The sequence below is a fragment of the Fodinisporobacter ferrooxydans genome, from assembly GCF_022818495.1.
GTDB classification, from domain to species: Bacteria; Bacillota; Bacilli; order Tumebacillales; family MYW30-H2; genus Fodinisporobacter; species Fodinisporobacter ferrooxydans.
In genome coordinates this window covers 3780284-3793700 of the sequence record NZ_CP089291.1, presented here as the reverse complement: position 1 = coordinate 3793700, position 13417 = coordinate 3780284, and the positions used below count along the sequence as shown (strand labels likewise).

The following is a 13417-nucleotide window of genomic DNA, read 5'->3' as shown; positions in this document are numbered from 1 at the left end:
GAGCACTCATGTAGTCGCTCAAACAGGGCAAATCGTTTTGCCTAATTAAGAACTTATAAGAGGTGGCAAAACAATTTGCAAACTCGCGCTTTACATGAGTTGCTCGCACCTACCCGAAGGTACTTTAGGCTTTTTGAACAGCCTCTTTAAGGTGCGGAAGCAGACATTGTGCGTAACTTGCCCTGAAAAAGGATAAGCTAACGTTTGAATGGAACAGGAACAGCCATTCTTGAGCTTTAGTAAGGGAAGGGTGGGGAGCTTTCATGAACACGGAAAAGGAACGTGCCATTTTATCCTGGTTTAAATCCCGATCGGAAGCGGAAAAAGCGGTTCGGGCGCTGCAAGGAATCGGTGTGGAAACCACACAGGTCGCTGAGACAAGCGCATATTCCCATGTGGAAGAGACAGATCATCTTATGAATCCCATAACAGGACATATTCCGAGTTTGAATTCATTGACATTTGGCTATATGCCGACAAGCCGTGACGCTGCCATTTTAAACGCCGTAAAACCGGATGCCAGCGGCATGACAGATGGGATGGACGAATTCGGACCAAATTCGTTGACCAGTTATAATTATTTATTGACAGTTGTAACGAAAGATTCACTTGTAGAAAAAAGCGTTGACATAATAAAACAACAAGGCGGTTTAACGTAAACCATGCAAACGGACAATCCCTGCTGCATAAAATAAGCAGCGGGGTGAAGGAAAATGGCAAAAAAACCACCGGAAATTTATGTGGATCAAGTGACGTACGGCGATGAAGAGTTTGACAGGATCATCGCCGCTATTTTGTCTGATTTCATAAATGGAAACGAAAGTCATTCATGAAACGATATTCAGATTGATAGAATGCGAAGTTCTCGTTTCCGTTTCGTAGGGAGGTGACTCTATGCCGATCTGTGCCATTTATGCACGAGTGAGTGATGAGATGCAAACAAAAGGAGAGTCGGTCGATCACCAAATCAGTTTTATGCGGGAATTTGCCAGACGCCGTTCCGAAGAATCGGGTGAAAATTGGCTGACTCCGGACGATTTGGTGTATCGGGATGACGGGATCACCGGTACGAGCATGTTGAAACGGCCCAATGTGTTGCAGATGATTGAAGATGCAAAGTGCAAGCGCTTTGATATTGTTTTGTTTAAAGGAATCAGCCGCTTTGCCCGCAATACAGTGGACGCGCTTTTGATGTTGCAGACCCTGAAAATCTGCGGAGTACGAATCATCAGTTTTGAAGAAAATTTTGACTCGCAACGGGATCATACAGAACTTATTTTTACGATGCACTCTGCAGTTGCGCAATATGAATCGGAAAAAACAGGCATCCGTGTACGGATCGGAAATTTTGAAAAAGCGCGTTCCGGTAAATGGTGTGGTGCCGTTCCGGAAGGATATGCCCTTGATCCGGATACAAAGCGATTGATCCCCGATCCTTCGCGAAGCTGGCTGATTCAGTTCATTTTTTCCGAATACTTGAAGGGAAAAGGGTTTTGGACGATTGCTTCCGAGCTCAATCGGCAAGGAATTTTGACAAAGCGCGGGGCTCATTATACGGCAAAGAGAATTCGTGAAATCATTACAAACCGTGTGTATGTCGGGGATGTGATCTATGGAAGGCGGGAGCAAAAACTAGCTTTCGCACATGAGCAAGATTTGCTGACGCGAAAAAGACGCACCGTTGTAACAGACAATGAAGCGAATTTGGCGATCTGTACAAATGCGCACACGGCAATTGTATCAAAAGAGAACTTTCAGCGAGCCAATTCCCTGATTGCAGAACGGCGAACCAAGCAGGGGAGGCGTGGCCGCGAGCATATCTTGTCAAAAGGAATTCTCCACTGTGCATGTGGTGCGCGCATGCGTGTAAAAGTCAACCATCGGGATGTGGCCTATTATTATTGCAGTCATCGCACTCTTCCCGGTGCGGGCAAATGCAAACAAAAGTCAATTCGCGCAGAATGGCTGGAACAATCGGTTTTGCAGCACATTCGCACAGAAATCATGGACCGATTGCAGGCGGGCACGTACCGTTCGTTCTTGCAAATCAAAAATCCCGTTCAAATTCTGGAACAACAATTGCAAACGATCCAGACTCAGTTGGAACGGGAAAAACAGAAAGCAACGCTGTTGTTGGAACGTTGGATGGAAGAGAAAATTTCGGAAGATCAGTTTGCACAAATGAATCAAATCGTAACCGGGCAAATTCAAGGATTACATCAAACATATGTCGGCACACAAAGAAAATTGCGAAGTCTGAAAGATTCCTCTGATGAACGACTGCAAGACGTTTTGCACACATTTGAACAACTGCTCCGCAATTCCACACCTGATAAAGCACAAACCAGAGAACTTCTTCGAAATCTCGTACATTCGATTCATATTCTGGAACGCAGCGAGACGACTATAAAACTATCGATTTTCTATCGATTTAAAAATTGAGACAGCTTTTAAAAGTGGGCAAGAAAACTATTGGATCCTGTGAATCTGTAATAATAGAGGATGCATTGTGTCAATTTGTTTCAATCGGGAATCCATTAGGATTGGATCACTCGGTAACCGTTGGTATCGTCAGTGCAAAGGAACGCCCGATTACGATCGGCGATCGGCATTATCCCCGTTTGATCCAGACAGATGCGGCGATTAATCGAGGGAACAGCGGAGGTCCCCTCATCAATTTGCGCGGGGAAGTGATCGGTGTCAACACGGCCGTCAGCCAGAGTTCCCAAGGAATTGGATTTGCCATTTCCATCGATGTTGTGCGAAAAGCGGTTGCCGAAATGATGAAACGCATATAGACCGTTTCTATCCTGCAAAAAGTGAATCAATCGGAAAATGAATGTGGGGATTTGGAAAATCAGCGAATCCCTGCATTTTTGTTCATAGAATTTTCAAAAAATGTTTATGTCTTTATACAGGAGACATATGTCTTTTGAAACGGGCATAGGGATGCGATTTCATACATATTTATTCATTAAAATATAGGGTTTATGCATTTATTATAAAATTGGATTTCGAAAATTATAATCCAATATTGAAAAATTTATTAATTGGATCAAGATGTGCTACAAAATGGATTGAAATGTCCATATAAGAAGGACTTGACAATAGTTTGCTGGAATACATAACGTATTGCATTTTTATACTATCTTGAGTATAGTATTTTTAAAGAGAAGAGGAAAAGCGTTCAAGCATGTACCGATGGAGTTTATTCGGTATTTTTATATAATTGATAATAAAGAAAATTCTGTATTTTGTGGGGAGTGAAGAGAATGATAGAGGCTCGTAATTACCATTTGCCGACAGAGCATGACGCTTGCGGAATTGTGGCTTGTGTTCAAAAAAACGGTACCCCGTCACCGGATAATGTTGACAAAATTCTCGAAGCGTTGATCAAAATGTCGCACAGGGCGGGATTTGTTGACGGTGAAGGCGATGGCTGCGGAATTCTTATGGATATTCCCCGCAGACTTTGGGCGAAGCGTTTGACAAGACAAGGGATTCCAGGATCTTTGGCAGATGATGCGCGATTTTTTATCGGCCATTTGTTTATACGTCCGGTTGATGGCCAAATGCCGGAAGATCAAGCTCAAATCGTTCGCAATCTTTTGCAGGCTGCCGGCGGCGAAATTTTGTTGGAACAGACGGGACATGTCAATTCGGATGCACTAGGTCCGCAGGGACGGGCGGATGAACCGGTATTCTGGCAAATTGCCGGTCTTATGCGCACAGCCGAAAACGATGATATAGCAAAAGTATTGTTTGAGCTGCATATTCAAATCGAAAAAGAAACGTCCTACCATGTAGCTTCTTTAAATAAAGAGACGGTTGTCTATAAGGTTCGCGGTTCTGCCCCGGCGCTGCGGGAATATTATTTGGATCTGCAGTCAAAGGATTGCCGTTCGGCGATTGCGATTGGGCATAACCGGTATTCGACGAATACCTCTACCGTTTTTGAACGCGTTCAACCGTTTACTTTGCTTGGACATAACGGCGAGATCAACACGATCAAAAAACTTCGGGAAGAGACGGAAATGATCGGGATTCCATTAGTAGAGGGCGGAAGTGATTCCCAAGACTTAAACCGGAGTTTGGAGGGGCTCATTCATCGCTATGGATGTTCCCTTTTTGAAGCAATGGAAATGATGTTTCCGCCGATCGTAAACGAGATCAAGCAGTTCCAACCGGACCTGCAGGATCTCTATATGTTCTATCGCTCCGTTTGGGGCCCATTTGCCCAAGGTCCCGCCGGGATTGTATCCCGCTATGGCGATCATTGTTTGTTTGGCGTGGATGCTTTGGGATTGCGGCCGCTTTGGTGTGTAGAAACGGAACAATCCATATTCTTTTCCTCCGAACAAGGCATCGTTCCGATGGAAGAGATGATCTGCGAGCCGAAGTCGCTGGCGCCGGGCGAAAAAATCGGCGTGTTCGTGCACCGGAATCAATTTGCAGAAGTTATTCCCTATCATGCTTTGCAGCGAAGAGTATTGGAAGCGGCGAAGCAAAAATACAATTTTGCAGATTTCCGCCGCTCCATTGGATTTGGCACTTCCTCGGTTGCTATGCGGGATGATGCAGGCGATTTGGGCGTACCAAAAGCAAAGTTGGATCGGAATGTACGCAATCGCATGATGGCCGCTTTGGCGTTTGATGCAGAAGATCTGAAAATTTTGGAGCATCAAATGAATACAGGTGCGGAGCCGATCCAGTCTCTTGGCTATGACGGGCCGCTCGCCGCATTATCGAGGGAGCGTCAGAATATTGCGGATTACTTCAAAGAGACGGTTGCTGTCGTTACGAATCCGGCGATTGATCGGGAACGGGAAATCGAACACTTTTCTACACGTGTGGTATTGGGTCCTCGTCCGCATATTATGCCTGGCAAAGCGCCCAAGAAGCGTCGGGTCGAATTGCAAACGCCGCTCTTGCTTGGCGGGCATAGCGGCTGGTCCGGCATCGAAGGGGATGTATACCGCTCGATTGCGCACAAACTCGGGAGTTATCTGTTTGAGGATTTGTTAAATGAATTTCAGGTAGGCCCTTATTCCGTCTATGAGTTGTATTCCGTATTCCGTCCGGAAGAAGAAACCATTCCACAAGCGCTGGAACGGTTGCAAAAAGAAGCCGTGGAAGCAGTGGTTGCCGGCTCCCATTTGCTCGTAATCGATGATTGCCATGCATTTACAGACGGGCTGCATTGGCTGGATCCCCATCTGGTGGTATCCGCTGTGGATCTCGCGTTAAAATATCACGCTGTGCCGGCAAATGCCGAGAATCTTCGCCGGCGTGTAAGCATCGTGTTACGTTCTGCCGGCATCCGCAATTTACACGATATTGTCATTGCAATCGGCCTTGGAGCAGATGCGGTTAATCCATACATGCTTTGGGAGATCGTCAGTGAGGATGGGAATATCAAGGGGATAGAAAATGCGTATTCCGCGTATCAAAAAGGGTTGGAAAAAGTGATTTCCACCATCGGAATTCACGAGTTGCGCGGATACGATCGTTTGTTCTCGTCGATCGGTTTGCGGGAAGAGTTGGCCCGAATGCTGGGGGCGCCGAATTTTTACGGTTCCAAACATGCAGGAATGGGATTTGAAGAGCTGCTCAAAGATGCCATGGACCGCTATCAAATTGCCAGTGGTTCAGAAAAAGGAAAACTGGTGCGTCCTTTCCGCTATTATCCGCGGGTTTGGAAAGCGGCCGGCGACATTGCAAATGGAAATGAATCTGCGTATCAGGAGTTTTTTGAAAAATTAATCGAGCTCGAAAAGCAAACGCCTATTTCACTGCGGCATGCATTAGATATCAAGGAAAGTGAAACGCCAATCGATCCGGCAGATGTTGATCTTACGATCGGGATGCATTCACTGCCGTTTTTGATCAGCTCCATGTCCTTTGGTTCGCAAAGTGAGACGGCATTCCGGGCATATGCGGAAGCTGCATTCCGTTTGAATATGATTTCCCTAAACGGAGAAGGCGGGGAAATCAAAGATATGCTCGGCAAATATCCGAATCATCGGGGACATCAGATTGCTTCCGGACGTTTCGGCGTCAATGTAGAGCTGTGCAATTCTTCCAATCTGTTGGAAATCAAGATTGGTCAAGGTGCAAAACCTGGAGAAGGCGGACACCTGCCAGGATCTAAAGTTTCTGTAAAAGTGGCGGCAGCGCGGAATGCACAGCCGGGAATCGACCTGATCTCACCATCGAATAACCACGATATTTATTCGATTGAAGATCTCGCGCAAATGATTGACGAGCTGAAAACAATCAATCCGAATGCACGCGTATCCGTGAAAGTCCCTGTTGTGCCGAATATTGGAACGATCGCAGTGGGTATCGCAAAAGCGGGTGCGGATATCATCACATTGAGCGGTTATGATGGCGGAACAGGCGCGGCGCGTTCACATGCGCTCAAACATGTGGGCTTGCCTGTAGAAATCGGCGTTGCAGCAGCACATCGGGAATTGATTGAAGCAGGTTTGCGGGATTCTGTCGAGATTTGGTGTGACGGCGGATTGAAGACAGGCATTGATGTGCTGAAAATGATTTTGCTTGGAGCCAATCGTGCAGGCTTTGGTACGATGGCAATGGTGGCAGTCGGCTGTACCAGTTGTCGCGGCTGCCACAAAGACACATGCCATGTGGGAATCGCGACGCAAATGGATCTGCATGAGGCCAAAGAAAAAGGTTTGAAAAGCTTTGTGCCAAGGGAATTCGACCTTGCTGTCTCGAACCTCATGAATTTCTTCGATACGTTAGGTGAGGAATTGAAAGCCCAGGCGGCAAAACTCGGCGCGCATCGTTTGCAGGATTTGGTTGGACGTGTGGATTTGCTGCAGCAAGCTCGTGAATTCGATCGAATCGATTTGGCGGATATGCTGCAACAACACCAGCAATGGCAGGCGGACAGATTTGTCATACCATCTGTACGAATCAGCAGCGTCGGGAAAGATTCGCTGACAGAAAAATTGGCGGCGGAAGCAGTGTTGGAAGTGGCTGCCGGCAGCGAATCGGTCGCTCACCAGGTCAGCAATGTTTCCAGCCATGATCGGGTATTAGGCACATTTTTATCCGGATCGATCGTTCGCGCAAAATATCAAGGCCAGTTTGCATCCTTCGAAAAAGCCAATGTGAAATTTGACAAAGGATCGATTGCCGGCAACGGTTTTGCGGCATATAACGGAACAGGCTTGCATTTACGGGTCGAAGGCGGCGCCCAAGATGGCGTCGGTAAAACGTCATTTGGCGGCAAAGTGATCATTTTGAAAGGGAAAAATAAATATGGCCAGCGTCTAAATGGGTCTGTCGGCAAGGGACTGGGATATGGCGCGCAACGAGGCCTCTTTATCGTTCAGGGAAATGCCGATTCCCGTGCGGGGATACGCCTTTCCGGCGCCGATATGATCTTCGGCGGACAATTGGCGGCGCCGGTGCAAGATCAGTTTGGGATGATCGGAGCACGCGCCAATATTAAAGGTTTTGCATTTGAATATATGACAAATGGCCGCGCAATCGTCTTGGGTGATCCAGGTCCGTGGATTTGTTCCGGCATGACGGGCGGTACCGTGTATTTGCGGCTTCAACCCGAGCTGGGCCTTGATGTAGAAGCATTGCGCAGGCGGATTGCAAAAGGTGCCAAAGTCACGCTGCAGCCTCTGGATATTCAAGGGAAACGGGATGTAGTGGAACTTCTGACCGTGTACAAGAACGAATTGGTAAAAAGCGGGCAAACAGTAGAAGCAGACATGGTACAAACATTGATGGAACAATCGGATCATCACTTTATGATGATCAAGCCAGGAATGCTGCAAACAGATCAAGACATTGCGACAGAATGATCGGCAGCAGAGATGCAACAAAATAATCAGCAGAAACAAGAAGGCCGATTTCCCGGCAATGGGAGTCGGTCTTCTTGTTTTTTTACAATCGGAATTTTTGAACGAGCGCCGCACAGATATGTTATTTTCTGCAGGCGGGAACTGGCTGAAAAAACTTCTAAATTGCAAGAACCCGGCATAGAATGCAAGTGGAACATCTTGTGAATGGAGTTGGAATATGAAAAGGAAAAAAAGACTGCCCGTCACCGTATGCTGCCTATTCCTTGCAACGCTTCCTACCTCCCAGACACAAATGAGTCTTGGCAGCACGACGATCCATGGAAGCGATCCGAATAAACGGATGCTGGTTCGCCCTATGAAAAAGCTATTGCTGCAAAAATGGAATCCATCATCGAATGCAACATCAAATTCGAATCGAAGAATGAATCTGATGGAAGAACATGCGTATGATCTTGCCGTCCGTTCGAATCTTGAAAAGATTGTATGGAAACAGAACCCACAGAACCCGGCGCCTTCTGTCGAACCGCAGAAACATGTAAGTTCCCGCTCGGAAGGAATGCTTGCCGCAATACAGTTGGGTCAACCGGAATCTGCCAGTCCGTCATCTGCGGCGGGCAATGAATCACAATCACAATCACAATCACAATCACAATCACAATCACAATCACAATCACAATCACAATCACAATCACAATCACAATCACAATCACAATCACAATCACAATCGTACATTGGGAATGACAATGAGAAACATTTGCAGGGAACGGCCGTCCAATTGCAGATCAAAGGCATCGCACAACGCCTGTTAGGTTCAAGGTACCAATGGGGCGGAACAACTCCAGGTACAGGTTTTGATTGTTCCGGTTTTACCCAATATGTGTTCCAGCGTGTCGGCATTCAACTGCCACGAACGACATTTGAACAATATCAGATAGGCAGAAGCGTACAAGCGCGGGACCTGGAAGTGGGCGACCTGGTCTTTTTTACGACATATGCAAGCGGAGCCAGCCATGTTGGGATCTATATCGGACAAGGAACATTTATTCACAGTCTAAACGCCAATACGGGTGTTGTACTTTCCCGGCTAGACGATCCATATTACGCAAAACGGCTGTTTGGGATACGAAGAATGAGCACGCACACCGTTAACGGATCATGAATTTTTCCAAAAACCAAAATAACTTTGTGTTTTGTTTGTGCATGCGTTCCAAGAGATTGGGTATTTCGGAAATTTTCATGGGCAACTCGACATCGATTCCTGTCGGCAATGGGCGGAGTTCGATGTGATGTTCACGGAATATTACGCCTTTTTTCAGTTCTTCGATTGAAAAGCGGTTTGTCACATTGCGAATAAAGTTAAATTTTGAGTCTTGGCAATAAATTTTTGGCAGAACCTGATCAAGGAAAAAAACAACAGCTTCCGCCCGGAATATAATATCTCCCGATTCTTCTATGTATAATACGAATACTTCGTGGATTCGCGGGTCTTGTTTTGTTTTTATCATTCTATCGTTCGTTTCTCCCATCCATATAGTTTGACGAACCTATAACGCTGATATAAGATAAGTACTGGCTAGAGAATACTGTAACCTTTCTCTATGGAAGTTGCAAGATTAGCGAACCAAATCGAGTTCAAAAACATCTTTTATAATGATAGCCGTTCGTTTTGCTCTGAGGTCATCCTTGGAGCAATTGTTCTTTTTGATTGCCATATTCCCCCTCTCTTTCATAGCATAATGAAGGCGGAGAGAGGAGGAAGGCGGATGAATTATCACGATACATTGGCCAAATTGGGTATAGGTGTTGCACATCCCGGAGGCTTTCAAACGACACGGCAGTGGATTCAACATGTAAATTGGCCTTTGATAAAAGAAGTGGTGGAAATCGGATGCGGAACAGGGCGAACTGCATGTCATTTGGCAAGTGTATATGATTTGCGCGTGACGGGTTTCGATTCTCGTCCATTAATGATTGAGAAAGCAAAACGGCGGGCGAAAAACACTTCCATAAAAAAACAGATCGAGTTTTTCGTTGCGGATGCACATGCACTGCCAGTGCCAAACCGTTCGGTCGATTTGGTATATATGGAATCCGTTTCTGTCTTTATGGATGTGGAGCTTTTATTTTCTGAAATATATCGGATGTTGCGACCGGGCGGCAAAATCATCGATGTGGAAATGACACGGCTATTTCATATCCCGGATGTGTTGTTGACAGAAATTCAGGAATTTTATGAGGCAAAACAGGTCCCTACCATAGGAGAATGGAAACGCCAATTGCAAAAAGCAGGTTTTCAGAATGTCCGCAGTCTGATGATGGCAGGTGTTGCACCGGGGGAAGAGAGTGCATTTGGAAATGCGGATGATTGGGATCAAAACCAAATGATTACGATCCTACCACATGAAATGAACGACATTCAACGAGTGTTACAAAAAAACGCAGATTTGTTGGAAAAAACGGGGCCCTATTTGGCTTATACAGTTTTAACGGCTGAATCATCGTTATAGGGTTTGTTTTGCAACATGCTCTTATAATGAAAATGATCGTTTTTCAGGAAATATTCCAACAATGACCGGCTATGGTCATTTTTTTTGTTTGCGAATCGAACTCTGTTAAGGATCCTGTATATGCAACGGTTTGGCTAGATACAATTTGTAGGATTGAAATGTTGAAGAAATATTGGGGACTCGGATTGGAAACGAATCGTTTTAACAAATGAGGTGAGAGGTACGTGTGGAAACATTTTATACGGGCTATATTGGTTATCGTTTTACTCGTGGGCATTGTTGTTGTTCTTGTCGGTGGTGCCATTGCAATTCCGAAATTTGACAAATCAAAACTGGAGTTTCACTCCCAACCGTCTACGATCCTTGATAAGAACGGCAATGTGGCAATCAAGATCGATACGGGAGCGAGTGATTATGTAACGTTTGATCAAATTTCCAGCAACATGAAGCATGCAATTGTTGCAACAGAAGACAATCGATTTTACGATCATGGCGGAATTGATATTCGCGGGATTGCACGTGCTTTATTGGTTGATATATGGCATGGAGGAGCTGCAGAAGGAGGCAGCACCATTACACAGCAATTGGCAAAAATGGTCTATCTCAATCAATCGAAAACCATTTCCAGAAAAATTCATGAAGCAATCCTTGCCGCACAAATCGAACACAATTTTTCAAAAGATGAGATTTTGGAGAAATATCTAAATGTCGTATATCTCGGGGATGGACAGACAGGTGTCCAAGATGCCGCGAAAGATTATTTTGGCGTATCGGCAAAAGATTTGACCCTTGATCAGGCGGCTGTATTGGCAGGATTGCCGAAAGCTCCTTCCTACTATGATCCTTTTGTCAATCCGAAAGCTGCTTTGGACCGCCGAAATACGGTTTTGGATTTGATGTATAAATACGGATATATTACGGATCAACAGCGGCAGCAGGCAGAAGCACAACCATTGGGATTAAGAAAAAAAACAGGTCAAGGAAACAACAATGCAACGACCAATTATGGGTATTACCTCGATTATATTTTGGAAGAAGCGAAAGCGGATGGAATCGATCCGCAGCAGATTTTACGGGGCGGTGTCACCGTCTATACGAATATGGATCAAGCGATGCAAGCGTCTGCCGAAAAAGCATATCAAAATAATGCAAATTTCCCGAAAAGCGCAAGTGACCAATTGATACAAAGCGGCGCTGTCTTCGTGGATCCGAAGTCCGGCGGCATCTTGGCAATCGTCGGCGCTCGTGGCGCATTTCATCAGGAGGGGTTTGATTATGCTACGATGTCAAGGCGATCTCCAGGCTCTGCCATCAAACCGTTAGTCGATTATGGTCCGGCCATTGATTTGGGTTTGCTTAGTCCAAACGACATGCTCGTCGATAAGCCAATGACGTTTGGCAACGGGTATCGACCGCATGATTGGGACAATTGGACGGTTCATAAACCAGGTATGGTGACCGTTCGTGAAGCTCTGCGAGAATCATGGAACGTTCCGGCGGTATGGACAATGGATCATATATTGGGAGGGCCGGAAAAAGGGATTGCATTTGCGAAGCGGTTGGGACTCACATTTGATCCCAGTGACGACAATTTAAGTGTAGCCATTGGCGGTATGAAATACGGCGTCTCGCCTTTGCAGATGGCCCAGGCATACAGTCCGTTTGATAACAGCGGAATTTTGAACAAGGCACATGCCATTGAAAAAGTTGTGAATAGTACAGGGGATGTATTGTATCAATTTCAACCAAATCCCACGCGGGTGATGAAGTCAAGTACAGCCGCCGTTATGACTGACTTGATGACGACAGTTGTAAAATCGGGGACAGGCGTTCGCGCGCAGATTCCGGGAGTTCCGGTAGCAGGTAAAACAGGTACGTCCGAATATAACTATAACGGTGACCGCGATGCATGGTTTGTAGGGTATACGCCGCAAGTGGTCGGCGCCATTTGGATGGGATACCCAAATACCGATGCGAAGCACTACATGACAGGCGAGAGCGGATATCCGGCAGGAATTTTCTCTACGATCTTGGCGCCTGTCATAAAAGGACAAAATCAAGGGCAGTTTCCGGCTGCACCACAAGAGCAGCCTGTACAGCAACCGCCTGCAGCTGCCAATCAAACATTGCAGCTGCAAGGACAGTGGGATCCGCAAAGCAATTCTGTCACGCTGACATGGAATCGGCTGGAGCAAAGCGGCGTGCAATATTCTGTGTTCCGAAAAGGCACGACGCAAGCGATTGGCACGATCAATGCGCCAATGTTCATTGATCGCAATCCGCCGCTGAACCAAGATGTAGTGTATATTGTCGTCGCGACCATTGGCAATAAAAATATACAATCCAATACGGTTGACGTCAAAACAGATCAACCCGCGGCACAGAATCCATCATCCCAACAGCCGGCCGGGAACCTTCCAGGAAATTCGAACGGCAATACTCCTGCAGGGGATCAGCAAAGCCAGCCAGGCGGAAGCTCCTTGCAGCCGGGAGGTTCTTCTGAACCGCCGCAACAAAATAGTACGGGCAATACGAATGTGGGCAATACAGGCACAGGAAATACAAATACGAATCTTCCGAAGAGCGGAGATACTGGTTCACAAGGTGCGGTACTGCCGCCTTCAGGGAATCTGCAGACGCCGCCGGCAACAAATACAGAGGGAAAAAAGAAACCCTGACCCGAATACCTGAAAGTCTGAGGAAGAAAAGCCGCTTTTTGTGCTTTGTCATGATGCATGATGAGAACATGCCTGTGGGAAACTAGCTCTGCTATCGAAAAACTGATGTTTGGAGGGTTCCCAATGCAAAACAAGGAACAAAGCCAACGTTTTCAAAGCATTCAGCAGCGTGCCAAACAAGTGACGCAGCTCGCCCGGTCATTGAATGAAATGGCAAGTGAATTGGGCGCTGTCAATAATGATTGTGAACGGCAAGCGGAGGGTTTACAACGGCTGCAGGCACTCGCGGGAGAAGCTTCATCGGAGTTGACGAACCTTTATGAAGATGCGCGCCACGCCCGTTCCTATCAGGCACAGGCACATAATGAAAATCGGTGAATGGCTC

The 13417-nt window shown here is 46.3% G+C and carries 9 protein-coding genes; 8 read left to right on the top strand and 1 reads right to left on the bottom strand.

Annotated elements, in window-relative coordinates; all coding sequences use genetic code 11:
* Positions 1-263 precede the first annotated feature (263 nt).
* The 5 genes from LSG31_RS18225 (at position 264) to LSG31_RS18205 (ending at position 9006) form a co-directional block, all read left to right on the top strand.
* On the top strand, positions 264-659 hold the full coding sequence (locus tag LSG31_RS18225) for a hypothetical protein (RefSeq protein ID WP_347436464.1): 396 nt from the start codon (positions 264-266) through the stop codon (positions 657-659).
* Between the two features lie 235 nt (positions 660-894).
* Entirely contained in the window at positions 895-2442 is a 1548-nt protein-coding gene (locus LSG31_RS18220; RefSeq protein ID WP_347436463.1) for a recombinase family protein, read from the top strand.
* A 65-nt stretch (positions 2443-2507) separates the two neighbouring features.
* A complete protein-coding gene (locus LSG31_RS18215) occupies positions 2508-2798 on the top strand; it encodes a S1C family serine protease (protein WP_347436462.1) in 291 nt (96 codons plus the stop codon).
* Positions 2799-3272: 474 nt separating this feature from the next.
* Entirely contained in the window at positions 3273-7847 is a 4575-nt protein-coding gene (locus LSG31_RS18210; RefSeq protein ID WP_347436461.1) for a glutamate synthase-related protein, read from the top strand.
* Positions 7848-8064: 217 nt separating this feature from the next.
* On the top strand, positions 8065-9006 hold the full coding sequence (locus LSG31_RS18205; protein ID WP_347436460.1) for a C40 family peptidase: 942 nt from the start codon (positions 8065-8067) through the stop codon (positions 9004-9006).
* Here LSG31_RS18205 and LSG31_RS18200 read toward each other — a convergent pair.
* A complete protein-coding gene (locus tag LSG31_RS18200) occupies positions 8993-9352 on the bottom strand; it encodes a hypothetical protein (RefSeq protein WP_347436459.1) in 360 nt (119 codons plus the stop codon). The genes LSG31_RS18205 and LSG31_RS18200 overlap by 14 nt on opposite strands.
* 258 nt (positions 9353-9610) lie before the next feature.
* On the opposite strand from LSG31_RS18200, the gene LSG31_RS18195 reads away from it, so the two are divergent.
* The 3 genes from LSG31_RS18195 (at position 9611) to LSG31_RS18185 (ending at position 13410) form a co-directional block, all read left to right on the top strand.
* Positions 9611-10354 carry a class I SAM-dependent methyltransferase gene (locus LSG31_RS18195; protein ID WP_347436458.1) on the top strand — a complete coding sequence of 248 codons (744 nt, stop codon included), beginning with the start codon at positions 9611-9613 and terminating at the stop codon, positions 10352-10354.
* Positions 10355-10578: 224 nt separating this feature from the next.
* Entirely contained in the window at positions 10579-13032 is a 2454-nt protein-coding gene (locus tag LSG31_RS18190) for a transglycosylase domain-containing protein (RefSeq protein ID WP_347436457.1), read from the top strand.
* A gap of 123 nt (positions 13033-13155) precedes the next feature.
* A complete protein-coding gene (locus tag LSG31_RS18185; protein ID WP_347436456.1) occupies positions 13156-13410 on the top strand; it encodes a hypothetical protein in 255 nt (84 codons plus the stop codon).
* Positions 13411-13417: the final 7 nt, after the last annotated feature.